The organism is Geothrix oryzisoli, assembly GCF_022808865.1.
Classification (GTDB): domain Bacteria; phylum Acidobacteriota; class Holophagae; order Holophagales; family Holophagaceae; genus Geothrix; species Geothrix oryzisoli.
Genome location: NZ_JAKZLB010000002.1, coordinates 120906 through 144456 on the forward strand (window position 1 = coordinate 120906; position 23551 = coordinate 144456).

The 23551-nt window shown below is 69.4% G+C and carries 23 protein-coding genes; 13 read left to right on the forward strand and 10 right to left on the reverse strand.

Annotated elements, in window-relative coordinates; genetic code table 11:
* Window positions 1-26: 26 nt before the first annotated feature.
* Together MLE43_RS05245 and MLE43_RS05250 are read left to right on the forward strand one after the other, a co-directional pair.
* Window positions 27-461, forward strand: a complete 435-nt coding sequence (locus MLE43_RS05245) for a secondary thiamine-phosphate synthase enzyme YjbQ (RefSeq protein WP_243302422.1) — start codon at window positions 27-29, stop codon at window positions 459-461.
* Between the two features lie 2 nt (window positions 462-463).
* The gene (locus MLE43_RS05250; RefSeq protein ID WP_243302423.1) at window positions 464-1081 is read left to right on the forward strand and encodes a flavin reductase family protein; all 618 of its coding nucleotides are present in this window, start codon (window positions 464-466) and stop codon (window positions 1079-1081) included.
* Here MLE43_RS05250 and MLE43_RS05255 read toward each other — a convergent pair whose 3' ends face one another.
* The 9 genes from MLE43_RS05255 to MLE43_RS05295 all read right to left on the reverse strand — a co-directional run bounded on the left by MLE43_RS05255 (window position 1082) and on the right by MLE43_RS05295 (window position 9791).
* Window positions 1082-1984, reverse strand: coding sequence for a cation diffusion facilitator family transporter (locus tag MLE43_RS05255; RefSeq protein WP_243302424.1), 903 nt, complete (start codon window positions 1982-1984; stop codon window positions 1082-1084).
* A gap of 23 nt (window positions 1985-2007) precedes the next feature.
* Window positions 2008-3237, reverse strand: coding sequence for a bifunctional folylpolyglutamate synthase/dihydrofolate synthase (locus MLE43_RS05260; protein WP_243302425.1), 1230 nt, complete (start codon window positions 3235-3237; stop codon window positions 2008-2010).
* Window positions 3237-4091, reverse strand: coding sequence for an acetyl-CoA carboxylase, carboxyltransferase subunit beta (gene accD / locus MLE43_RS05265; protein WP_243302426.1), 855 nt, complete (start codon window positions 4089-4091; stop codon window positions 3237-3239). The genes MLE43_RS05260 and accD overlap by 1 nt, the downstream gene beginning before the upstream one ends.
* A gap of 8 nt (window positions 4092-4099) precedes the next feature.
* The gene (locus MLE43_RS05270) at window positions 4100-4969 is read right to left on the reverse strand and encodes a ParB/RepB/Spo0J family partition protein (RefSeq protein ID WP_243302427.1); all 870 of its coding nucleotides are present in this window, start codon (window positions 4967-4969) and stop codon (window positions 4100-4102) included.
* Complete coding sequence (locus MLE43_RS05275) at window positions 4969-5748, reverse strand: ParA family protein (protein WP_243302428.1); 780 nt, start codon at window positions 5746-5748, stop codon at window positions 4969-4971. The genes MLE43_RS05270 and MLE43_RS05275 overlap by 1 nt, the downstream gene beginning before the upstream one ends.
* 114 nt (window positions 5749-5862) lie before the next feature.
* On the reverse strand, window positions 5863-6498 hold the full coding sequence (locus tag MLE43_RS05280) for a diaminopimelate epimerase (RefSeq protein ID WP_243302429.1): 636 nt from the start codon (window positions 6496-6498) through the stop codon (window positions 5863-5865).
* Between the two features lie 157 nt (window positions 6499-6655).
* The gene (locus tag MLE43_RS05285; protein ID WP_243302430.1) at window positions 6656-6958 is read right to left on the reverse strand and encodes an FtsB family cell division protein; all 303 of its coding nucleotides are present in this window, start codon (window positions 6956-6958) and stop codon (window positions 6656-6658) included.
* A gap of 12 nt (window positions 6959-6970) precedes the next feature.
* Window positions 6971-8251, reverse strand: coding sequence for a phosphopyruvate hydratase (gene eno, locus MLE43_RS05290; protein WP_243302431.1), 1281 nt, complete (start codon window positions 8249-8251; stop codon window positions 6971-6973).
* An 82-nt stretch (window positions 8252-8333) separates the two neighbouring features.
* Window positions 8334-9791 (reverse strand): indole-3-glycerol phosphate synthase TrpC, encoded by a 1458-nt coding sequence (locus MLE43_RS05295; RefSeq protein WP_243302432.1) that lies wholly within the window; start codon window positions 9789-9791, stop codon window positions 8334-8336.
* Window positions 9792-10281: 490 nt separating this feature from the next.
* Here MLE43_RS05295 and upp point away from each other — a divergent pair, with 490 nt between their 5' ends.
* On the forward strand, window positions 10282-10908 hold the full coding sequence (gene upp, locus MLE43_RS05300; protein WP_243302433.1) for a uracil phosphoribosyltransferase: 627 nt from the start codon (window positions 10282-10284) through the stop codon (window positions 10906-10908).
* 24 nt (window positions 10909-10932) lie between these two features.
* Here the strand turns inward: upp and MLE43_RS14975 are convergent, their stop codons facing one another.
* Window positions 10933-12351, reverse strand: coding sequence for a tetratricopeptide repeat protein (locus tag MLE43_RS14975; protein WP_243302434.1), 1419 nt, complete (start codon window positions 12349-12351; stop codon window positions 10933-10935).
* Between the two features lie 158 nt (window positions 12352-12509).
* Here MLE43_RS14975 and MLE43_RS05310 point away from each other — a divergent pair, with 158 nt between their 5' ends.
* From MLE43_RS05310 to queA, 10 genes are read left to right on the forward strand one after another with little or no spacing between them, the layout of a single operon-like run.
* The gene (locus MLE43_RS05310; protein WP_243302435.1) at window positions 12510-14153 is read left to right on the forward strand and encodes a serine/threonine protein kinase; all 1644 of its coding nucleotides are present in this window, start codon (window positions 12510-12512) and stop codon (window positions 14151-14153) included.
* Between the two features lie 2 nt (window positions 14154-14155).
* Window positions 14156-14863: a ribonuclease III family protein gene (locus MLE43_RS05315; RefSeq protein WP_243302436.1), complete on the forward strand. Its 708-nt coding sequence runs from the start codon at window positions 14156-14158 to the stop codon at window positions 14861-14863.
* A 44-nt stretch (window positions 14864-14907) separates the two neighbouring features.
* Window positions 14908-15624, forward strand: a complete 717-nt coding sequence (locus MLE43_RS05320; RefSeq protein WP_243302437.1) for a HisA/HisF-related TIM barrel protein — start codon at window positions 14908-14910, stop codon at window positions 15622-15624.
* Between the two features lie 11 nt (window positions 15625-15635).
* A complete protein-coding gene (locus MLE43_RS05325) occupies window positions 15636-17423 on the forward strand; it encodes a hypothetical protein (RefSeq protein ID WP_243302438.1) in 1788 nt (595 codons plus the stop codon).
* Between the two features lie 42 nt (window positions 17424-17465).
* Window positions 17466-18476, forward strand: a complete 1011-nt coding sequence (locus MLE43_RS05330; RefSeq protein WP_243302439.1) for a hypothetical protein — start codon at window positions 17466-17468, stop codon at window positions 18474-18476.
* Entirely contained in the window at window positions 18473-19066 is a 594-nt protein-coding gene (locus tag MLE43_RS05335; RefSeq protein ID WP_243302440.1) for an RNA polymerase sigma factor, read from the forward strand. The genes MLE43_RS05330 and MLE43_RS05335 overlap by 4 nt, the downstream gene beginning before the upstream one ends.
* Window positions 19063-19749, forward strand: a complete 687-nt coding sequence (locus MLE43_RS05340; RefSeq protein WP_243302441.1) for a hypothetical protein — start codon at window positions 19063-19065, stop codon at window positions 19747-19749. Before MLE43_RS05335 ends, MLE43_RS05340 begins: the two co-directional genes overlap by 4 nt.
* The gene (locus MLE43_RS14795; protein ID WP_275976082.1) at window positions 19746-20564 is read left to right on the forward strand and encodes a tetratricopeptide repeat protein; all 819 of its coding nucleotides are present in this window, start codon (window positions 19746-19748) and stop codon (window positions 20562-20564) included. The genes MLE43_RS05340 and MLE43_RS14795 overlap by 4 nt, the downstream gene beginning before the upstream one ends.
* A 49-nt stretch (window positions 20565-20613) precedes the next feature.
* Window positions 20614-22419 (forward strand): ABC transporter ATP-binding protein, encoded by a 1806-nt coding sequence (locus MLE43_RS05350; protein ID WP_243302442.1) that lies wholly within the window; start codon window positions 20614-20616, stop codon window positions 22417-22419.
* Window positions 22419-23483, forward strand: a complete 1065-nt coding sequence (queA, locus tag MLE43_RS05355) for a tRNA preQ1(34) S-adenosylmethionine ribosyltransferase-isomerase QueA (protein ID WP_243302443.1) — start codon at window positions 22419-22421, stop codon at window positions 23481-23483. The genes MLE43_RS05350 and queA overlap by 1 nt, the downstream gene beginning before the upstream one ends.
* The last annotated feature ends 68 nt before the right edge of the window (window positions 23484-23551 follow it).

The window sequence follows — 23551 nt, forward strand, 5'->3', positions numbered from 1 at the left end:
CCGGGGTTTTTCGTTATGCTCGCCCCATGAAGAGCCACCGGAAGGTCCTCACGCTCCACCTCCCCGCCCGCACCGGCTTCGTGAACCTCACCGCGGAGGTCGCCGCCGCCGTCCGGGAGAGCGGCGTGCAGGAGGGGCTCTGCCTCGTGAACTCGATGCACATCACCTCCAGCGTCTTCATCAACGACGAGGAGTCCGGCCTGAAGCAGGACTACCTGCGCTGGCTCGAAAAGCTGGCCCCCTTCAACGCCGGCAGCGACCCGGCCACGGGGGGCTACCTCCATAACCGCACGGGGGAGGACAACGGCGACGCCCACCACAAGCGCCAGGTCATGGGCCGCGAGGTGGTGGTGGCCGTCACCGGCGGCCAGCTCGACTTCGGCACCTGGGAGCAGATCTTCTACGGGGAGTTCGACGGCCGCCGGGACAAGCGCGTCCTCATCAAGATCATCGGGGAGTGAGCATGATCACCCGCGACCTCGCTTCCCTGCCCAAGCGCGATGTCTACCGCATCCTGTCCAGCCTGGTGATCCCGCGCCCCATCGCCTGGATCACGACGGTGGATGAGGCGGGGAGGATCAACCTGGCCCCCTTCAGCAGCTTCATGGGCATCTTCGGCCCGCCCATGCTGGCCTTCACCGCGGGCCGCCGCCGGGACGGCTCCCTCAAGGACACCCACCGCAACCTGAAGGCGAACGGCCAGGCCGTGGTCCACCTGGCCGACCTGCCCCTCCTGGCGCCCCTCCACGCCAGCGGGGCCGAGGCGGAGCCGGATATCAGCGAAGTCGAGCGCCTGGGCCTGTCCACCGAACCGTCCCTCCAGGTGGCGCCGCCCCGCCTGAGGGATGCGCCGGTGGCCCTGGAGTGCCGACTGAACCGGGAGTTGGACCTGGGCCCCACCAGCACCCTCATCCTGCTGGACGTGGTGGTGGCCCACGCCGCGGCGCGCATCTGGAATGCCGAGCATGACTGCGCAGACGCCAGCCAGTGGACGCCCGTCGTCCGGCTGGCCTCCGTGGCGGGGCCCAACTATGGGGCCCTGGGGGAGACCTTCCGCCTGGGGCCGTCCGAGCTGCCCTGATCAGGCCTCGTCGGGCTCCACGAAGAGGTGCTGGATCTGGGGGAAGCGCTGGTGGAGGTCCCGCTCCAGGGCGTTGATGGCCGCCACCAGGGCCGCCCCGCTGGGCTGGTCCCGGAACTGGACCTGGAGGGCCACCATGAGCCGGTCGCTGCCCACCACCACGGCCACCAGGTTCAGCACCCGGTCCACCGCAGGGTCTTCCTCCACCGCGGCCCGGAGGGCGGCCCGCAGGGCCAGGGGTGGCGCCTCGTTCATGAGCAGGCTCGAGACCTCCACGCCCACGAAGAGGGCCACGGCGATGAGGAGGAGGCCGATGGCCACGCTGCCGATGCCGTCCCACACGCCATGGCCCGTCGCCATCGTGAGCAGCACCGCCAGCAGGGCGAACACCAGACCCACCAGGGCCGCGATGTCCTCCGCCAGCACCACCACCAGTTCCGTACGGCTGGACTGGCGCAGGTAGCGCAGCAGGGACCGGCCTCGCCGCTCGGAGCCGGCGGCCCGGAGGGCGCCGCGCAGGGAGGCGCCCTCCAGGCCGATGGCGAAGACGAGCAGGGCCACGGCCCAACCCAGGTGATGGGGTTGCTCGGGATGGCGGATCTTGTGGAGGCCCTCCACCAGCGAGTAGAGGCCGCCCACCGAGAAGAGCAGCAGGGCGACGAGGAAGCTGGCCACGAAGGCCGCCTGGCCGTGGCCCAGGGGATGCTTCGGTCCTGCGGGCCGCGCGCCTTGGCGCAACCCGATGAAGAGCAGCACCTGGTTGGCGCAGTCGGCCGCCGAATGGATGGCCTCCGTCAACAGGCTCGAGCTGCCCGTGAGCAGGAACACTCCGAACTTGGAGAGGGCGATGCCGCCGTTCGCGGCGAGGGCCAGGGCGATGGCGCGGGTGGATCCGGTGGACATGCCTCCAGGGTAGCCCGGTCGCTTCAGAAGGCCTGGATGCCCAACTCCCGCAGGAGATCCCCCAGGAGATAAAGGGAACCCGTCACCAGGCGGGGGCCGTCCGCCGGGCCCCGCAGGAGGTAGGCTGCCTCTCGCAGATCGAACAGCGGCGCCTCGAGACCCCAGGCCTCCTGCAGGGCCGAAGCCTTCGCATAGCGCGGAGCGTCCCCCTGGATGAAGCTGACGGACAGGGGGCGCATGCGCTTCAGTTCCCGGGCGACGCCGGCCAGATCCTTGTCGCCCATGGCGCCGAAGAACAGGTGGGGCCGCACGCCGCAGGCCAGGGCATGGTCCGCCAGAGCGCGGGCGCCGTCGGGATTGTGGGCGCCATCCATCCACACCCCCTGGAGTTCCGGCGCAGCCCACAGGCGACCGGGCCAGCGGGTGGTGGCCACGCCCTCCCAGAGGTGCTCCTCGGGAATGGGGAAGCCCAGTCCCCGCAGCTGGCGGATGGTCTCGAAGGCCGTAGCCAGATTGTCCAGCTGGTGGAGGCCCGCGAGGCCCACCCGGCGCCCCCCCACACGGGAGTGGTCCCAGCGGATGTCCGCGGGCCCCAGTCGCTGGGCCGGGCAGAGCACCGGGTCGTTCGACAGGAGCGGGCGTATCCAGTCCGGGTCGAGGGTGGGACCGAGCACCAGGGGGCGTCCATCCCGGGCGGTGCAGAGTTTCTCCCGGGCGATGGCCTCCCGGGTGTCCCCCAGGAACTGCTGATGATCCAGACCCACGCTGGTGAGCACCGTGAGGATGGGATCGGTGGCGTTGGTGGCGTCCCAGCGGCCCCCCAGGCCCACCTCCACGAGGGCCACCTCGACGCCGGTCATGCGGAAGGCGGACAGGGCGGCCGTGATCATCAACTCGAAATAAGTGGCGGTCACGCCGGTGCGGGCCTCGGAATCGAAGGCCTCCCCCAGCAGCAGCTCCAGAGCCCCCGCACCGATGGGTTCGCCATCCACCCAGATCCGCTCGGTGACGTCCACCAGGTGGGGCGAGGTCGTCCACCCGACGACGAACCCCGCGGCCTTCAGCATGTGGGCCAGGAAGGCCCCGGTGCTGCCCTTGCCGTTGGTGCCGGCGATGAGGATGACGGGAAAGTTCCCGTCGGGGCGGCCCAGGCCTTCGAGCAGGGCGTGGATGTTGTCCAGGCCGTACTTGATCCCGAGGTGGCCGCGCGCCTGGAGGCGCGGGATGTAGACAAGGTCCTGATCGTCGCGCATCAGTCCCTGGGCGAGGGCGTCATCCAGGCCAGGCAGGCGGCGATGAAGTCCTTGAGGTGGTCGCGCGTGACGACCTTGTCCACCATGCCGTGGGTCTGGAGGAACTCCGAGCGCTGGAAGCCCTCGGGCAGGCTCTGCTTGATGGTCTGCTCGATGACGCGGGGACCCGCGAAGCCGATGAGGGCCTTGGGCTCGGCGATGTTCAGGTCGCCCAGCATGGCGTAGCTGGCGCTCACGCCCCCCGTCGTGGGGTCCGTCAGGATGCTCAGGTAGGGCAGGCCCGCCTTGTCCAGCTTGGCCAGGGCCGCGCTGACCTTGGCCATCTGCATGAGGGACAGGGTGCCCTCCTGCATGCGGGCGCCGCCGCTGCAGCTGACGATGAGGTAGGGGCACTGCTTTTCCAGGGCCCGCTCGGCGCCCAGGCGCAGCTTCTCGCCCACCACGCTGCCCATGCTGGCGGCCAGGAAGTCGAAGTTCATGACGGCCGTCACCACCGGCTGGCCGGACAGGGTGCCCTCCACCACCACCACGGCATCCTCGGTCTCCCCCGCCTGCTCCAGCTTCTTCAGCTGGTCTTTGTAGCTCTTGGTGGAGACGAACCCGAGCGGATCGCCGCTCCGGAGTTCACTGAAGAGCGTCGTCCAACCCTCATCCATCAGGTTCTCGAGCCGCTCCTCCACGCCGATGCGGAAGTGGTACCCGCACTTGGGGCAGACATTGTGGGTGTTGACCAGCTCCTTGCGGTAGATCAGCTCCTTGCAGGCCTCGCACTTGATCCAGAGGCCCTCGGGTACCCGGACGGTCTTCTCTTCGACAGCCGTCTTCTGTTGACGCTTCTTGACGAACCAGGACATGACGACTCCTACCGGCCCTTGGCCGGACCGTGCTTGAGGGCCTCGAAGAGCCGGTCGAGCTCCGCTTCGCTGCCGTAGTGCATCACCAGGGCGCCCGCCTTGCCCTTGGCCTTGATCTCGACGCGGGTGCCCCAGGACTGGGTCAGTTCTTCCGCGGCGGCCTTGATGAACAGCTCCTGGGGATGCTTCTTCCGCCCCCCCTTGGCCTTGGCCTGTTTCTGGATCTGCTGGATGCGGGCCTCCAGGGCGCGCACGCTGAGCTGCTGCGCCACCACCTCGTGGGCCAGTTGCTCCTGGAGGCGGGGGTCGGGCACGCCCAGCAGGACCTTGGCGTGGCCGGTGCTGAGCCGGCCGTGGGCCACGTCGGCCTTGAGTTCCGCGGGCAGGCGGAGCAGGCGCAGGGTGTTGGCCACCTGTGGGCGGGACTTGCCTACGCGATCGGCCACCTGCTCCTGGGTGAGCCGCAGGTGCTCGCCCAGCTGCCAGTAGGCCGTGGCCTCTTCGATGGGATTGAGTTCCTGGCGCTGGATGTTCTCCACCAGCGCGAATTCCAGCAGGCGGTCATCCGGAACTTCCTTGATGACCACGGGAGCCATGGCGAGTCCGGCCAGGCGCGCGGCCCGCCAGCGGCGCTCGCCCGCGATGATCTCGTACTGCTGGCCCACCTTGCGGACCACGATGGGCTGGACCATCCCGTGCTGCTTCAGGCTCTCGGCCAATTCGGCCAGGGCCGTCTCGTCGAAGTGCGTGCGGGGCTGGGCCCGGTTGGGCACCAGGCTGCCCAGCGGGAGCTCCCGCTGGTTGGCATCCTCGGGCGCCATCTGGCTCATGAGCGAGGTGAGTCCGCGGCCCAGGGCCGGACGCTTCAGCTGGGTCATCAGGCTTCCCTCCTCGCGGGGATCTCCAGGCCCAGCCATTCCTTCGCGAGGCTGAGGTAGGCCTGGGCGCCCTTGGAGCGCAGGTCGTAGAAGGCCACGGGCTTGCCGTGGCTGGGCGCCTCGGCGAGCCGGATGTTGCGCGGGATCATGGTCTGGAAGACCTTCCCGGGGAAGGCGTGCCGCACTTCGTTGGCCACCGCAGCGCCCAGGTTGGTGCGCTCCTCGGCCATGGTGAGCAGGATCCCCCCGAGCTGCAGGCGCGGGTTCGGTCCCGCCTGGATGCGGCGCAGGGTCTCGGTCAGTTCCGCCAGGCCGTCCAGCGCGAAGAACTCGCATGGCATCGGGACGATCACCTCGTCTGCGGCGGTCAGGGCGTTCAGGGTGATCATGCCGAGACTGGGCGGCGGATCGATGAGGATGTAGTCGAAGCGGTCCATGAGCGGGGCGAGGCTCTGCTTCAGCACCTGGAGCTGGGGCAGCTCGAAGAGTTCGAACTCCAGCTGGGCGAGGTCCTTGCCGGCGGGAATCACCTGCATCATCGGCACTTCGGTACTCAGGACCAGAGCCTCGGCGGGAGCTCCCTTCATCAAGGCGTAGGCCCCGGCGCGATGGTCGGGCTTGGGGAAGCCCAGGCCGGTGGTGCTGTGGCCCTGCGGATCGAAGTCCAGCAGCAGGACCATCTTCTCCATCATCGCGAGAGAGGCGGCCAGATTGATGGCCGTGGTGGTCTTGCCCACGCCGCCCTTCTGGTTCGCCAGTGCCACCACCCGGGCGCGCATCAGGCGGCCCTCATCATCGCGCAGGCGCTGGTCAAACCACGCATCTCGGCATCCCCTCGGGTGTGGAACACGCCAGTCTAGCAGGTCGGGTTCCACGGCGAAGAGGCCGTGTGATCAAGGCTGGAGCGAGGGATCGGGCTGCACGCGGCCTAACCGGCGCACGGGGCCGGAAAGCCACAAGTCGCGCCATGCGCCGCCGGCTTCCGGGACGAGGGAGGCCGACACGTCCTCTCCGCCCGCCGTATGGAGGCACCACTCGGAGGGGCCCCCGGTGTGCGCCAGCCAGGCCGCGGCCACGGCGCACCCGGTCCCGCAGCAGAGGGTCTCGCCTTCGACGCCGCGCTCCCAGGAGCGGATCCTCGCCTCGCCGGGCGCGATCACCTCGACCACATTCACGTTCGTGCCGCCGTGAATCGCCGCGTGATGGCGGAGCGGCGGCGCGAAGGCCGGGAGGTCCACCGCCGCCACCGACGGCACCTTCAGCACCAGCTGGGGATTCCCGATCCATCCGAAGCCCGCGGGCAGGTCCGTGGCGATCGGAACGGCGCACAATCCGAACCCTTCGCCCTCGGGCATGCGGATGCCGACCTCGCGATCTCGACGGCGAAGGAGGATCCGCTCGCCGTTGGAGAGCACCTCGACCTGCGCCTCTCCGGGGGCCCCGGGAATGGCCAGCGCCGCCCTGCTACCATTGGAACAGAAGGATTTAGTTCCGTCCGTATCCCAATGCTCCAGGATCCATGGGCCCATTCCAGGCCTTTGCATCAAAAAAAGGCCATCTAAACCGAACCCACGCCCCCGAGGACAGAGGGTTCTGGCCCAATCCGAGCCGGTACAGTCTTTAACCTCATCCACCCAGAGGTAGCCGAACACATTGCCGGCTGCGGAGGCGAGGAAGAGTTCCAAGCTACTTCTCGCGGTTGCCGAAGGTGTACACGGTCTCGCCGGGCCGCGCATAGCCCTGGCGCCGGGCCAGGGCCTCCATCAGTTCGGGGTCCTTGGCCGCGAGGCGCTGGACCTCCTCCAGCAGCTCGCGGTTGCGCCGGTTCAGTTCCACCAGGCGGGCGCGGGTCGCGACCAGCTCGCCCTCGCGCTTCCGCAGCTCGGGCAGCCCCCCCTGGGAGAACAGCAGGGCCATGAGGGACAGGAAGCCGGAGGCCCCGAGCACGCCCCACAGGGTGGAGGACTTCAGGAGCCAGTTGGCGTTCATGCCGGGGACCTCCTAGTTGAGGCGGGACCCGAAGGCCTCGCGGCCCGCAAAGCGGGCGGCGGCCCCCAGCTCCCACTCGATCTGGAGCAGGCGGTTGTACTTGGCGATCCGGTCCGTGCGGCAGGGGGCGCCGGTCTTGATCTGGCCCGCCCCGGTGGCCACGGCCAGGTCCGCGATGAAGCTGTCCTCGGTCTCGCCGCTGCGATGGCTGATGATGGCCCGGTAGCCGGCCTTGTGGGCCATGTCCACGGCCCGGAGGGTCTCGGTGACGGTGCCGATCTGGTTCAGCTTGATGAGGATGGCGTTGGCCACGCCCTCCTGGATGGCCTTGGCCAGGATGACGGGGTTCGTGACGAAGATGTCGTCCCCCACCAGCTGGGTCTTGCCCCCCATGGCCACGGTCTGGGCCTTCCAGCCCTTCCAGTCGCCCTCGGCAAAGCCGTCTTCGATGGAGATGACGGGATGCCTGGCGACCAGCCCCTCGTAATACTGCACCAGCTGGGCCGGAGTCTTGTTGGCCCCGTCCAGGGCGTAGGCCTTCCCGGTGTGGAATTCGCTGGCGGCGCAATCCAGGCCCAGGAAGACATCCTTTCCGAGCTTGTAGCCGGCCTTCTTCACGGCCTCCCCGATGAGCTCCAGGGCCTCCTCGTTGGATCCCAGGTTGGGCGCGAAGCCGCCTTCGTCCCCGACTCCCGTGGTCAGCTTCCGGGCCTTCAGGACCCCCTTCAGGGCGTGGTAGACCTCGGTCCCCCACCGGAGGGCCTCCCGGAAGGTGGGAGCGCCTACGGGCAGGACCATGAACTCCTGGATGTCCACGTTGTTGTCGGCGTGGGCCCCCCCGTTGAGGATGTTCATCATCGGCACGGGCAGCAGCCGGGCTGAGGCTCCGCCGAGGTAGCGGTACAGGGGAAGCCGGGACGCCTTGGCCGCGGCATCCGCCAGGGCCATGGAGACGCCCAGAATGGCATTCGCGCCCAAACGGGCCTTGTTCTCGGTCCCGTCCAGGTCGCACATCAGCTCGTCGAGCTCGGCCTGCTGGAAGGGATCCATGCCGTGGAGGGCCTGGGCAAGCTCCACGTTGATCGCGTCGACGGCGCCGAGGACCCCCTTGCCGAGGTAGCGCTTCTTGTCGCCGTCGCGCCGCTCGAGGGCCTCCCGGCTGCCCGTGGAGGCGCCGGAGGGAACCAGGGCTTGGCCGACCGTCCCATCCGAGAGTTCCACCCGGGCGAGAACCGTGGGATTGCCCCTGCTGTCGAGGACTTCAAGGGCAGAGACGCGTTCGATGGTCATCATGGCGGCACCCGGCTCAGAGAGGCGCGCTGGCGCGCCTCTCTGATATTAACCAGGTTGGGTAGATGGATTCGCTGGAATCCGTCTACTTCTTCGCGGCCTTCTTCGGCGCGGCCTTCTTCACGACCTTCTTGGCGGCCGGCTTCTTGGCAGCGGCCTTCTTTGGCGCGGCCTTCTTCACGACCTTCTTGGCGGCCGGCTTCTTGGCGGCGGCCTTCTTCGGCGCGGCCTTCTTCACGGCCTTCTTCACGACCTTCTTGGCAGCGGCCTTCTTCGGCGCGGCCTTCTTGGCAGCAGCCTTCTTCGGCGCGGCCTTCTTCACGGCCTTCTTCGGCGCGGCCTTCTTGGCAGCAGCCTTCTTCGGCGCGGCCTTCTTCACGGCCTTCTTCGGCGCGGCCTTCTTGGCGGCCGGCTTCTTGGCGGCGGCCTTCTTCGGCGCGGCCTTCTTGGCAGCCGGCTTCTTGGCGGCGGCCTTCTTCTTCGGCGCAGCCTTCTTCGCAGCCGGCTTCTTGGCGGCGGGCTTCGCGGCCGCGGGGGCGGCGGGGGTGGCGACCATGTTGGTCAGTTCGGCCATGGGTGGCTCCTTTACGCCCTTTTGGGCGAGGTTGGAAGGGGTCGTGCGGGAAGATGGCTTACCAGTAGCACCTTTCGTGCCAAGTAAAGCCGTGTCTTTCCGCTGGGTGGATATGCGTTCCTTGGCTGCGGCAGCAGCCGCGGGGGGATGCGCCGCATCGGCGGCAGAGCCGGTCTTGCCCTTGGGCTTCACGGCTTTTTTCGGGGGCTCGACGCCTGCCAGGATCTGCGCGAGGCGCTTGCCGGGATAGTAGTCATCGAGAAGGGCGTCGCCGATCAGCACCCCGTGGATGCCGAGGGCTTCCATCTGCTTGATCTGCTCCAGGCGGTGGATGCCGCCTTCGACCAGCTTCAGGCAGCTCTTGGGGATTTTCTTGACGAGCGCCACGGCGAGATCCCAGGAGGCCTCCCAGGTGTCGAGGTTGCGGCCCACGGCGCAGATGATGTCGGCCCCGGCCTCCACCGCCCGCTGGAGTTCGGCTTCGGAGGTCGCTTCGACCACCACGTCGAGGCCCTTGCTGGTGGCGAACTTCAGGAGCGTCTCCAGCCGGTCCTGGCTGAGGAGGGCGGGCATGAGGTAGATCGCGTCCGCGCCGAGGATCTTGCTTTCCTCGACCTGGTATTCCTCGAAGATGAAATCGCGCCGGATCAGGGGCAGCTTCACCTGGCTGCGCACCTCGGAAAGGTGCTTGTCCTCGCCGTGATAGAGGAACTTGTCCGTGGCGATGGACAGGACCCGGGCTCCGTTTTCAGCCAGGCTCTTGGCGTGGGTGGAGGCCTTGTAAGCCTCCCGGACCTGCCCTCGGCCGGGATCGCCCCCGGCAACTTCACCCAAAATAGTGATTCCAGGCTGGCTGAGCTCTTCCTTCAGGGAGTGGTGACCCTTGTAGGCATCTTTGACCGCCACAGGGCCCCTCTGCTTCTTGATTTCCACGTCGAGGGCCTTGAAGATGGCGACTTTCTTTAGCATTTCCCACGCTCCAAATCTCAGATACCTCGCTGCTGGCCCTATGGGGAAGATGATCGGTCGTTTTTCCTCTGATTCAACATCAAACCAGTGATTTGGAGTAGGTCAACAGAGAAATCTTCAAAATCTTCATTTTTTTTGACGCTACCTCCCCACCTGCCCACCATTCGTTTCCGCCTCCGCAAGCCCGCCTGCCGGCGAGATCCGAACCCGCTGCCGGCGACGAGAGCCTGCGATCGCGGGGGCGGACACGGCGATCCGGATCCTCGTGAACCCTCGCCAATCCTGATCCTGCGGTTCCCCGTGATCGCCTGATTCATCCGCTTCCCGACTCCGATCGCAGCGCTCGTACGCCCTTCCTCCGCACCGTCCGGTCCGGAGGGTTCGTGCTCCGCGTTGCCGGCTCCGCCTGCTACGCTTCCCATGCGCCTTCCGCCCGCGGGCCCAGTGCACACGGCCCTCGGGATCCTGCCGGAAGCGACACGAGGCCCCCATGACGATCCATGTGCTCGACCATCCGCTGGTGCATCACAAGCTCTCCCTCATCCGCGACCGGAAGACCCCCGGCAGTCTCTTCCGCTCACTCATCGAAGAGGTCGGCCTGATCCTCGCGACCGAATCGACGCGCAAGCTGCCAGTGGAGTCGGTGGTCGTGGAGACACCGCTGGAGCGGACCGGCACCCTCCGGCTGAAATCGCTGGATCCCGTGCTGGTGCCAGTGCTGCGGGCGGGCCTCGGCTTGCTCCCCTCCTTCCTCAAGCTGCTGCCGACCGCGAAGGTCGGCCACCTCGGCCTCTACCGCGACCACGATTCCCTCGTCCCCGTCCCCTACTACCGGAACTTCCCGCCCATGCTGGAGGCCCGTCCCGTGTTCGTGCTGGACCCCATGCTCGCCACGGGGGGCAGCGCCTCGGAGGCCGTGCGGCAGCTCAAGAGTGCAGGGGCGGTGAACCTCACCCTCGTGGCACTGCTTGCGGCCCCCGAGGGTCTGGACCGTCTCCATGGCGACCATCCCGACCTGACCATCGTCGTCGGCGCGGTGGACCGCCAGCTCAACGAGAAGGGCTACATCCTTCCGGGCCTCGGAGATGCGGGGGATCGGCTCTTCGGAACGGCCTAGCCGCTTCCGGGATGAACCGCGGGATCACCCCTTCTCCCGCCCCAGCATGGCCCGCAGGCGACCCATGATCCCGCCCTCGCCCCGGGCCGCCTCCGCTGCGTCTTCGGCGCCATAGTCGGAAGGCACCGCCACCGAGGGATCCAGTTCCAGCGCACGGCGGAAGCAGCCCTGGGCGTTGGCGTGGAAGCCCTTGCGATGGTAGAGCTCGCCCATCAGGGCCCAGGGCTCGGCAGCCTTGGGCCGGATGCGCGAGGCCACCTGGAGGGCCTCCACCGCCCGCGTGGACCAGGCCGGATTGCCCAGCCGCAACCGGCCGAGGAGCAACCAGGCTTCGTAGGCCGCCGGGGAATCCCCATCCAGCTTGATGGACTGCTCGAGAGACCGGATGGCTTCGCTGGTGCGGTTCTGCATCTCGTACGACTTGGCCTTCACCAGCAGGTGGTGGGCCCGCTCCATCGCCGGCAGCGACTCCTCATCAGCGGTGGAATGGAGCAGGGGCAGGACCGAGGGCGTGGGCTCGGAAAAGGCCTGCTCCACGGCCTCTGGCGGAAGGGGCGGCACCGAGCGGGGCGTGCGGGCCCGGGGGGGAGGAAAGGCGTAGTCCTCGTCGATCACCAGGATCGGCTCCGGATCCAGGTCGACGGCCGGGATGGGCTCGAACACGGGCTCAGGCGCCGCCACGGGCCTGGCGGCCGGTGGGGGTGGCGCGGGCTCCCTGGGGAGCAGGGGAAGCTCGCCCTGGACCAGGTCCAGTCCGCCCAGGGCCCACAGGGTGGCCACTAGGCGGGCCGACTCGGCGGGGGAAAATCCGGAGAGCGAGCTGATGGTCTCGTAGCCGAGTGCCTCGGTGCCCAGCAGCGACAGGGCGTAGGCCAGGGTGGGCGTGAGGGGCAGGTCGCTCAGGGAATCCAGCAGATCGGGGCGCGCCTCCCATCGCCAGTCGGGCTCGCTGCGGAACATCTCCACCAGTTCCTGATCGATCTTGGCGCTCTGGAAGGTGTCCCACACCAGCCGCCGGTGATCCAGCCAGAACTGGAGGTCGCCGCTGAGGTTGTCCTGCAGCACGCCGGGAATCCAGGACATCTTGAGGATGGTGTGCTCCATCGCGTGAAGCAGGACCGACTCCAGCAGCTCGTTCAGCCGCTTGTCCCGGTCGGTCACGGTCATGAGCCCGCTCTGCACGACACGGTCGCCCATGCGGGAGCCCTCGCCGTCCGCCAGCAGCTCCTTGAGGGAGGCCATGTCCAGCACGCCGCGGCGGATGAGGAAGTTCCCGAACTGCTCTCCGACCGCGTCGCTCCGCAGGTAGACGAGGTCACCCCCCCGCCAGTAGAGCCTGCGGGTGCCGTCATTCTGCTCGAGTACAAGCTCCCCCTCGGCCCGCTGCTGGTGCAGCGATCCCATGAGGGCTGGCAGGAAGTGGCGAAGGCGTACTTCGGGCACCGGTGGCTCCGGAGGGTGGTTCTAGTTTGCATGTTCCTTGCCAGGGCGCTAGCCCAAACGGGGCCGGAGAATGCCGCATTATCCCAAGTCTCTTGGCCCAGAGGGGGACAGGACCTATGCTGTCCCTCCATCCCTCATCCCATCCAGGGGACGTTCCCATGTTCGAAAAGCTCGGGAAATTCGAGATCAAGCGTGTCCTCGGGAACGGCGCCATGGGCGAGGTCTACCTCGGCGTCGATCCCTCCATCGGCCGGGAAGTGGCCATCAAGACCATCCTCCCCTCAGCCGCCCAGGGCGGGGAAGCCAAGGAGCGCTTCGCCCGCGAGGCCCGGGCCGCGGGGGTGCTGAACCACCCGAACCTCGTCACCATCTACGAGTTCGGCGAGGACCAGGGCGTCCTCTACATCGCCATGGAATTCGTGAAGGGGCACGATCTGGACGAGCTGCTCCAGGAGCAGTCCCTCACCCGCAGCGAGGCCCTCGAGGTGCTGGCCCAGGTCTGCGACGGCCTCGGCTTCGCCCACCACCAGCACATCGTCCACCGCGACATCAAGCCCACCAACGTCCGTGTCCAGCGCGACGGGCGCCGCCTCCACGCCAAGGTGATGGACTTCGGCGTGGCCAAGATCAGCAACTCCGACATGACGGCCACCGGGACGGTGATGGGCACCGTGAGCTACATGGCGCCGGAGTACATCCGCACCGGCAAGCCCGATCCCCGCAGCGACCTCTTCGCCGTGGGCGTGATGCTCTATGAGTGCCTGAGCGGCCGCCGGCCCTTCTCGGGAGACACGACGCCGACGGTCCTCTATAAGATCGTGAACGAGGCGCCCGAACCCATCGAGACCGAGCGGCTCATGGGCATCAGCCCGGCCATCCGCACCGTGCTGGAGCGCTCCCTCGAAAAGAATCCGGACGCCCGGTTCCAGACGGCCGAGGATCTGGCCAAGGCCCTGCGCGCGGCCAAAGATCCCTCCTGGACGGGGCAGCTGGAAGAGGCCACCTCCCTGCTCCAGGCCTCCGCGCCCACCGCCCCGGCCCGACCCGCCATGGCGACCGCCTCCGCTCCCACGCTGCAGGCACCCGCGGGGCAGGTTCCCCCGGTGGCACCGCCGGAGGTCCGGACCTCCGGCGGGAGGCCCCGCCTCTGGATCGGCCTCGCCGCACTGCTTCTCGCCGGCGCCGGCGGCACGGTCTGGTGGGCCCTCCACCGGAGCGCCCCCCCGGCCGCGACCACCGCCGGCATCAGTCCTGTCGAGCCGAAGGCCGCAACGCCCTCCCCGGCCGAACCCCCCGCCCCCGCCAGCGCGACCCCAGCGAGCGTCCAGGACGGGAAGGCGAAGCCCGAGTCTCCGCGGACGGCCCAGACCCATGAATCAAGCCCGGCCGAGGGCCGCGTCCAGGAGGCCCGGCCGCCCCAGCCCCGCGCCCCCGAACCGCGCGCCATCGACCAACCGGAGCTCTACCAGCCCGAGAAGCTCGACAAGCTGCAGACCCACGAACGCCTGAACCTCGGCAATGTCTCCATGAGCGAGGCCATCCAGCTGGCGGACAGCCACCCCGATCAGGCCATCCACGGATTCCGGCAGGCCATCAAGGCCGATCCCACCAACGTGAAGGCCCACGCCTGGCTGGCGGTGGTGCTGCATGACCAGGGCCGCACCGCCGAGTTCATCCAGGAGCTCCGCGAGGCCCGCCGCCAGGGCATCCTGGGACAGATGGCCGCGCAGAACATCCGCTTCAGGACCGCCCTGAACCAGGCCCGCTTCAACCGGAAGCTCCCCGCGGACCTGGCGGATTGACCATGACCAAGCACCCGGATGGACTGGCGGATCTGGAGGCCGGGCTGAGGTACCGATTCACGGACCGCACCCTTCTCCAGGAGGCCCTGACGCACACGTCCGCCGCCAAGGGCCGGGACAACCAGCGGCTGGAATTCCTCGGGGATGCGCTGCTGAATTTCACGGTGGCGCTGCTGCTCCACCGGGAGCGGCCGGACTGGCAGGAAGGCCCCATGAGCAAGTTCCGCGGCGTGCTGGTGCGCACGGATTCGCTGCATGCCTGGGCCCTCGACCTCGGCCTGGACCGCGCACTGCGCGCCGCCCATCCCCGGAAGGCGCCCCCCATGGGACCGAAGCCCCTGGCCGACGCGCTGGAGGCCCTGCTGGCTGCCATCTACCTCGATGCCGAGGCCTCGGGCCAGGACGGGAACGCCGCCGCCATGGCCCTGGTGGAAGGCCGGTTCCTGGAGCCCATCCGCCAGGCCCACCCCGAAGCCTGGTCACGCCTGGATCCCAAGACCACCCTCCAGGAAACCGCCGCCCGGCTGGGTCTGCCCGCCCCGGCCTATGCCCAGGTCGCGCAGTCCGGCCCCGGTCATGCACCCCTGTTCACCGTCCAGGTGACGGTGGGGGAACGCGTCGTCGAGGCCCGGGGCTCCTCCCGCAAACGGGCGGAAAGCGATGCCGCCCGCCGGCTTCTCGACCTGCTTACGGAAGCGTCACAGGCCTGAACCTTGCGTTACACTCCCCTCTACCGGTCTACCGGGGTGTCCGCTTGAAGATCTACCCAACCTTGAACCTTCAGCATGGCCGTGTCATCCCCACCACGGGGCAGGGCGGCCCTTCTGCGGAAGCACCCCTGGACCTCGCGGCCCGCCTGCTCGACGAGGGCGCCACGCGCATGGCCCTGGTGGATGTGGATGCCGCCCTGAACAAGGGCAACAACCGCGAGCTCATCGCCCAGATCCTGCAGCGTTGCCATGCCCGGGGCCGCAAGGTCTGCATCCAGGTGGCCGGGGGCATCCGCAGTTCGGACCAGGCCCAGTTCTTCATCGACCAGGGCGCGGCCTGGCTGGTGGCGGGCACGATCCTCCACAAGTCCTCCCTCGTCTCCGAACAACTCATGGCACGCTTCCAGCCCTTCCTCACCGCGGCCATCGACGCCCGCGGGGGCCAGGTGCATCGTTCGGGCTGGGTGGACACCGCCAACCTCAGCGCCCTCGACTTGGCCCAGCGGGCCAAGGCCTACGGCTTCAAGCGGCTGCTGTTCGTGGACATTCCCGAAGTGCCCGGCGCCGACCCCGACTTCCAGACCGCCACGGCCCTGGCCACGGCCACGGGCCTGCCCCTGATCATGGGCGGCAGCATCACCTCCCTCCGGCATCTGGACGCGGCCCCCACCCACCTCGGCCTCAAGGGCGCGCTGGTGGATGCCCTCCTCTTCCGCGAAGATCCTGGACTCCTGGCCCTCCTCCAAGCCGCCTGCGCCTGACCGGAGGGACCGTGACTGAAGCGAAAGGCGCGTTCCTCGCCAGTCTCGCGGAACCCGACCGGATCCACTTCAGGCACCTGGCCCTCATCCGGCCTCAGCTGCCCAGCGAGAGCCAGGTGTACATGCTCGAGGGACTGGCCCGCTCCCTGGCCTCGCCCCGACTGCTGACGCTCATGGCCCGGACGCCGCACTGGCTGTCCCACTGGCCCATCCTCCTGGGCCTGGCCGAGAACGAGGCGACGCCCGAAGCCATCCGCCGCGATCTGGAGATGGTGGTCTCCCTCTTCGGCCAGATGCGGGAGATGGATCAGGCTCCGCCGGCGGAGAAGGAGGACCGCTCCGAAGCGGTGAAGGTCCTCTACTCCCAGCTGAACCCCGAGCTGAAGCCCGTGGCCAAGCTCCTCGCGAAGCAGATCGCCAAGACGGTCTCCGCCACGGGCACCACCATGGAGCTGCCCCCGCTGCCGGGCGAGGAACCCGACTGGGAGACTCTCACGGCCCTGCCGGAGGCCCCGCCCCCGCAGGCCTCCATGCAGATCCTCCACAAGAAGGAGGATCGCCTGGCCCGGGCCCAGCAGACGGCCCAGCCGGACGAGCTCCTGGGCTTCCTTGTGGATGCAGATGCGGACCTGCGCATGGCCGCCCTCCAGAATCCGCTGATCTCCGAAGACCTGGTCTGCCGGGCCCTGAGCCAGAGCCCGGTCCCGGAGTTCTTCGAGGAGGTCTATGCCGAGGCGCGCTGGTATTTCCGCGAGCCCGTGCGGGAGGCCATCCGCGAGGCTCCGGGCTGCCCGGCGGAGCTCTCCCGGCGCCTGGCCCTCTCCGGCCACCTCGTGACGGCGCTGGAACGGGGAGCGCCGACTGCGGCCGCCCTGCGGCGCATCGTGAGCCTCTTCACGGAGCTGGAAGAAGGCGAGTACCAGTTCGTCACCTACTGGGCCAAGCGGCAGTCCCCGCACCTCCTCCGGGTGGTGAAGTACTTCTACGACCGCCTGCTGCGCCAGCGGTCCGGGCTGTCCACCGCCCTGCCCGAGCGCGGCGAAGATGGCCGCTGGGCCAGCCTGGAGGAGCGGGTGTTCCTGGCCACCCAGGCCACCCAGGAGGACCAGATCATCCAGGTGCTCAAGGATCCCGATCCCCAGGTCTTCCGCCTGGCCCTGGAAAACCCCGCCCTCACCTCGCGCATGCTCGCCTCGACGCTGCCCGCCCTCGACCGGAACCGGGCCGAGGCGGTGGCCGCCCACGCCGCCTGGCAGGCGGATCCCCTGGTGGCCGAGTCCCTGGTCCATCATCCCCATCTGACCGAAGGCACGGCCCTCCGCCTCCTGGCGAACCTGTCGGGCCTCAAGCCCGCCATCGAGATCCTGCGCGACCCGCGGCTCCAGCACCTGGAGGTCAAGCGCCGGGCCCTCGAAACCCTCCGCACCCTCTATCTGGCCATGGACGTGTCGGAGCGCATCACCGCCCTCCGCACCTCGGGCGGCGAATTGATGCGCCACCTGCCGCAGGAAGTACTCCAGGACGAGGAGACCTTGCGGCGCATGGTGTCCGACCGCCAGCTGGACCCGGGCATCCTCCTGCGCCTGGCCCGGAACAAGCTGACCCCGCGCGCCGTGCTGGAACAGATCGCCAGCCACCCGGTGCTCATGGCCCACGCGGCGATCATGTCCGAACTGCTGCTGAACCCCAAGACCCCCCGGGAAGCCTCGGTCCGCATCTGGGGGCTGCTGTCCGAAGCCGAGCAGCAGCAGCTCCTCCGCAGCCCGCACCTTCCCGCGACCCTGCGGACCCTCGGGTAAACGGGGGGTCCACCGTCCCGTAGCCCAAGTCCAGGAGCCCCCATGCGCCGCCCCGCCGCCATTCTGATTCCCGCCGCGGTGGTCCTGCTCTGCCTGCCCTTCGCCGCTTCCTGCCGGCCCCGGCCACGGGTGCCCGGCTGGGTGAAGGCCGCTCCGGCCGACAGTGTGGCCGCGTTCTCCGGCGAGGCCGGCTGGATGCTCACCCACAAAGAGGTCCAGTCCCTCATCTCCCGCGATCCCATGGTGGAGCGGGCCCTCGACATCTTCCTCCAGAAGGCCCGCATCAACCCGCGCACCGAGACCGGCCGGGTGACCTTCCATGTCATCGGCGTGCCGCAGCAGGGCGAGCGGGACCTCCAGAAGGGCCTTGAGCACGTCCTCATCCAGCTGAACCAGTTCGCGGATCCCGCCGCCCTGGTGGCGGCGCTGGCGGAATCCTTCCCCCAGGAGGGGAGCCTGCGCCTGCAGGGCCGCGACTGGCCCCTCCACGTGATCCTCGATCTGGAGACCGGAGGGACGAAAGCCCACATCCGGGCCGCCAGCGACGAAAAGGGCCAGATCTGGATCGGCTCACTGGAGGCCCTCCAGCGCATGGCCTCGAAGGGGAGCCTCGCCGCCCAGCCCAACTCGGCGCTCGCGGCGGAATGGATCAGCGCCCGTGCCCCCTTCCAGGGCTACCTCCAGCCCGAGGCCCTGCTGAGCGGACTGCGCCGGAGTTTCGACGGCAGCATCATCAAGGACCTGCCTCAGGGGGTCGACGCCCTCTTCTGGAGCATCACGCCGCCCGCCCAGAAGGATCAGCCCATCCGCTTCGAACTGGCCCTGGCGGGTTCGCCCGAGGGCATCAACCAGGTCACGCCGTGGCTCCAGCGCCTGGTGGCCGCCGCCAACGCGGTGCAATCCGCCCCCGGGGCGGCCCCGGAGCTGGTGCAGGAGAAACGCCGGGTGGGCCTGCGCTGCGCCCTCACCCCCGAACAACTCAAGCTGGTCATGGAGAAGCTGGGCCAGCCGGGCTTTTCGCTGGCCCTGCCGGGCAGGATCCCCAAGGCATGAGCGTGGCCGTGTCGCAGCCTCCGGATCCCTCAGGGCCCCACCCCCTGGAGACGGAGTCCCCCGAATACTGGATGGCCCAGCTCAAGGCCGGACGGGAGGAGGCCCTGGCCCACCTCATGGCCCGCTTCGAGCGGCCCCTGTGCGCCTTCCTGCACCGGCGCCTCCAGGGCGAGGCCGGGGTGGTCCAGGAACTGGCCCAGGAGGTTTTTCTCAAGTGCCTCCAGCATTGCCAGCGGTTCGAGGAGGGGCGTCCCGTGGCGGCCTGGCTTTTTACGCTGGCGGCTAATGCGGCGACGGATCATCTGCGTAGACGGGGGCGAGAGGTATCCCCTCCCGAGACCTTTGATGCTCCGGACCCCCACCAGGCTTCACCCTGGGAATCCGTGGACCAAAGCCGGCGGATCCAGGCCCTTCGCGGGGCCCTGGACGGCCTCACCCCCCGCCAGCGGGCCATGGTTCTGGCCTACTACGTCCACGAACACCCGGTGAAGCGGATCGCCCAGGATCTGGGCTGCGCCGAAGGCACCGTGAAAGCCACCCTGTTCCAAAGCCTCCAGAAGCTCCGCAAGACCCTTGGACCCCAGCCATGACTCCCGCCCACGACCCCAGCCGCCTTGATCCCCAGGAAGAGGCCCGCCGCTTCGAGATCCTCGAGCGGCCCGAGCTCTGGCCCGACGATCCGGCGCAGCAGGCCGAGCTGGCCGAGCTGCTGGAGCTCCACCTGGCCCTCGGAAGCCACGGCCCGGCCCTGGCCGAGAGCCTCGCCCCCGCGCCCCGGACCCGCTGGACCGGTTCCTGGACCCTGGCGGCCGCCGCGGTCCTCCTGGTCGCCCTGATTCCGGCCGCCTACACCGTGCAGCGCACCCATAGCCTCCGGGCCATGGCCCAGGACACCGCCCGCCTCGAGCAGCAGGCCCGCAAGCGCACCCAGGACCGCGCCTGGATCGCCTTCTTCCAGCAGAGCACGACCCTCATCCAGGATTTCGAGCAGAATCCCGCCCTGTGCAAGAAGGGCGACGAGGACCGCCGCCAGGAGCGCGAGATGGCCCAGACGCTTCTCGAGGCCAGCCACCAGCTCGCCGCCCAGGGCGCCCCGATCCAGGAAGCCGAGGCCATCCGCGCGAGCCTCCACACCTGGCTCACCGAGATCGCCCTGGAGGACGACTGCCTCAGCGTCGAGCGGGCCCGCGAACTCCGGCAGTGGGCCGCCGCCCACAATCTGGAAGGCCAGGCCGAACGCATGGAACGCCGGCTCAAGGGAGACGGCGCATGACCTTGGCCCTCCTGCTGGCCGCCCCCGCCCTGGTGGCACCCGCGCCTGCGGGGCCGGCCGCCCTCCTGCTGGCGGCCCCGGAAGGCCCCGTGGAGACCCTGTTCCGCCAGGGCCGCGACCTCCGCTACGCCCAGCGCTGGTACGAAGCGGCCCAGGCCTACCGTTCGCTGATCCGGGAGTTCCCGGGCTCGTCCCGCCTGCCCGACGCGCGCTACTGGCTGGCCTCCAGCCTGGAGCAGGACCAGCGATGGGATGAGGCCGCCGACGCCTACACCGAGTTCCTCGCGAAGCATCCCGATCAGCGGATGCTGGGCAAGGAGGCCAAGCTGAACCGCGTGCGGTGCTGGGGCATCCGCCAGTGGGACAGCCCCATCGCCCAGGCCGGCCTGGCCGGCGCCCTGACCGATGACCGCGAGGAGGTGCGCATCGCCGCGGCCCTCCAGCTGGCCAAACGCCGGGACGGCCGGGCGGTGCCCGTGCTCCAGGCCGGCCTCCGGGTGGATGCCTCCTCCGAGGCCTGCCGCCTCGCCCTGCAGGCCATGGGCGTCCAGCCCCAGGCCGCGGGTCCCGCCCAGGGCCGCTTCCTGGTCATCCGCGTGAAGGAGCGGACCAAACCCGAGGCGCTGACCGTCCGCCTGACCCTGGGCCTGGCCCGGGCCGTGGGGGGCTACCTCTCGGACGAGCAGCTGCGCCAGGCCCGCAGGAAGGGCGTGGACCTGGAGCGCCTCATGGACCAGGCCATGAACGCCCCCAAGGGCACGGAACTCTTCAGCCTGGAGGACGGCAAGAGCACAGTGACGGTGACGGTCGAGTAGCCGCCCGTGACGGTGGCGCAGGCCGGACCGGCTAAGCTGGTCGCTGACCATGTCGCGACTCCTGCGTTTCTTCAACGACCACCTCCGCGCCCATGCCCCCCTCATCGCGGGGGCCTCGCTGCTGTTGCTCCTGGCCGGACTCTGCCAGGGCGCCCTCATCGCCTCCATCAAGTTCGTGTTCGACGATGGCAAGGCCCACGCCATGGGCATCGCCCAGGGAGGCCTGTTCGGCCAGCTGGAGCACCTGCGGGCCTGGATCCTGGCCCACCTGCCCGAGGCCTCCGCCCTGCGCACGGGCCTGCTGGTGCCCCTGGTGCTGGTCCTGCTGTTCGCCTTAAAGGGCCTCTTCACCTACGCCGGCACCCTGCTCATGGTCCGCAGCGGCATCCGCGCCACCCAGGCCTTCCGCGAGCGCCTCTTCGCCCACCTGCTGACCCAGGAGCCCGCCTTCTTCCAGAAGCATCCCGTGGGGGAGCTGATCACGCGCAGCATCAGCGACGTGGGCGCCGTGCAGGGCATCGCCAGCAACCAGCTGGCGGAGGCCGTCCGCGAGACCTGCGTGGCCGTCACCATGCTGGCCACAGTCCTCTACATGGACTGGAAGCTGAGCCTCACCCTGTTCCTGGCCGGCCCCCTGGTGGTGCTGCCCGTGAAGAAGCTCAGCCAGCGCATCCGCCGGGTGAACCACCGGAACCAGGAGGCCTCCAGCCGCCTGCTCCAGCGCCTGAAGGAAGTCTTCAGCAACATCCGCGTGGTCCAGGCCTTCGCCCGGGAATCCTACGAGGTGAGCCGCTTCCAGGTCCAGAACCAGGAGCTCTACCGGCTGGGCATGAAGAGTGCCCGGGCCTCGGCCCTCTCCACGCCGATCATGGAACTGGTGGGCGGCTTCCTGCTGGCGGGCCTCGCCGCCTACGCCGCCGGGCGCTTCAAGGCCGGCACCCTCACCACCGAGAACTTCCTGACCTACATCTTGGCCATTTACGCGCTGTACGATCCCCTGCGCCGCCTCACCAAGCTCAACAACGAGATCCAGGTGGCCTCCGCCAGCCTCGACCGCGTCTACGCGATGCTGGACCGGAAGCCGGAGCTGCCGGTGAACCCGAATCCGGTGCCGATGCCCGCGCGGCCGAGCCTGCTGCGCTTCGAGGGCGTGGCGTTCGCCTATGATCCCAAGCACCCGGTCCTGCGCGGCATCGACCTGGAGATCCGCGCCGGAGAGACCGTCGCGCTGGTGGGCGGCAGCGGCGGCGGCAAGACCACCCTGGTGAACCTGGTGCCCCGGTTCTTCGATCCCACCGCCGGCCGCATCACCCTCGATGGCATCGACATCCGCGACTTCGATCCCCGTGAGCTCCGCAAGACCATCGGCATCGTCACCCAGGAGACCCTGCTCTTCATGGACACGGTGCACGACAACATCGCCTACGGCAAGCAGGCCAGCCGGGAAGCCGTCATCGAGGCCGCGAAGCAGGCCCACGCCCACGACTTCATCCAGACTCTGCCTCGCGGCTATGACACGCCCCTGGCCGAGACGGGCTCCAGTGTGAGCGGCGGCCAGCGCCAGCGCCTCGCCATCGCCCGGGCCCTGCTGCAGGATCCGCCCATCCTCATCCTCGACGAGGCCACCAGTGCCCTGGACACCGAGAGCGAGCGAGCGGTGCAGGCCGCCCTGGAGACCCTCATGCGGGACCGCACCACCCTCGTCATCGCCCACCGCCTCAGCACCATCCAGCGGGCCACCCGCATCTGCGCCATGAAGCAGGGCCGCATCGTCGAGCAGGGCACGCACGACGAGCTCCTGGGCCTCGACGGCGAATACGCGCGCCTGCACAAGCTGCAGTTCGCCGAAGCCTGATGCTCCGCTCCGCCTTCCACTTCGACCTGCCGCAGGACCTGATCGCGCAGCACCCCGCGCCCGCCCGCGACGGCGCGCGGCTGCTGGTGGTGGACGCGGGGACCGGCCGCTGGTCCCACCGCTCCATCCGCGACCTGCCGAACCTGGTGCCCACAGGGAGCCTCTGCGTGCCCAACGACGTCCGCGTCCGCCACGCCCGCCTCTTCCTGCGGCGGGCCGGCGGCGGGGCGGGCGAGGCCCTGCTGCTGCGCAGCCTCGGGGACGGGGCTTTCGAGGCCATGGTGAAGCCGGGTGCGCGGCTGAAACCCGGGGCCTCGGCCGCCGTGGTGGATCCGGCCTCCCAGGCGGAACTGGCCCGCCTCGACATCCTCGACACCCTGCCCGAGGGCCTGCGGACCGTGCGGGTGCATGCCGAGCACGGCCTGGACTGGGACGAGATCGACCGCATCGGCCGCCTGCCCCTGCCGCCCTACATCGAGCACCTGGCCGAAGCCGAGGATGAAGCGCGGTACCAGACCGTCTTCGCGGCCCGCGAGGGCGAGGCGGTGGCCGCCCCCACGGCCGGCCTCCACTTCACGCCGGGGCTCATCGAGGCGCTGACGGCCCGCGGCTGCGGCTGGCATCCGGTCCGGCTCCACGTGGGCCTGGGCACCTTCCGGCCCATGACCGCCGAGCGCCTCGAGGACCACGCCATGCACGAGGAGCGCTTCGAGATCCCCGAGCCCACGGCCGCCGCCCTCGAACCCGTGCTCCGCGACCGCTCCCGGCCGGTGCTCTGCGTGGGCACCACCTCCCTGCGCACCCTGGAGGGCGCCTGGGACGGGGCGCGCCTCGCCCGTGCGGGCGCCACGCGCCTGTTCATCACGCCCGGCTACCGGCTCCGCACGGCCGACCACCTGCTCACCAACTTCCACCTGCCGGAGAGCACCCTCTTCGTGCTCGTGGCGACCCTGCTCGGTCTCGACCTGGCCCAGGCCGCCTATGCCGAGGCCGTGCGCGGGCGGTACCGGTTCTTCAGCTATGGCGACGCCATGCTGATCCTGAACGCCCGGCCCGCCCGCTAGCAGCCCTCCCGGCTTCTCGTGGGGGCTTCGAGGGGACACAGGGGCCGCTTTCAGCCGGGCGGCCCCAC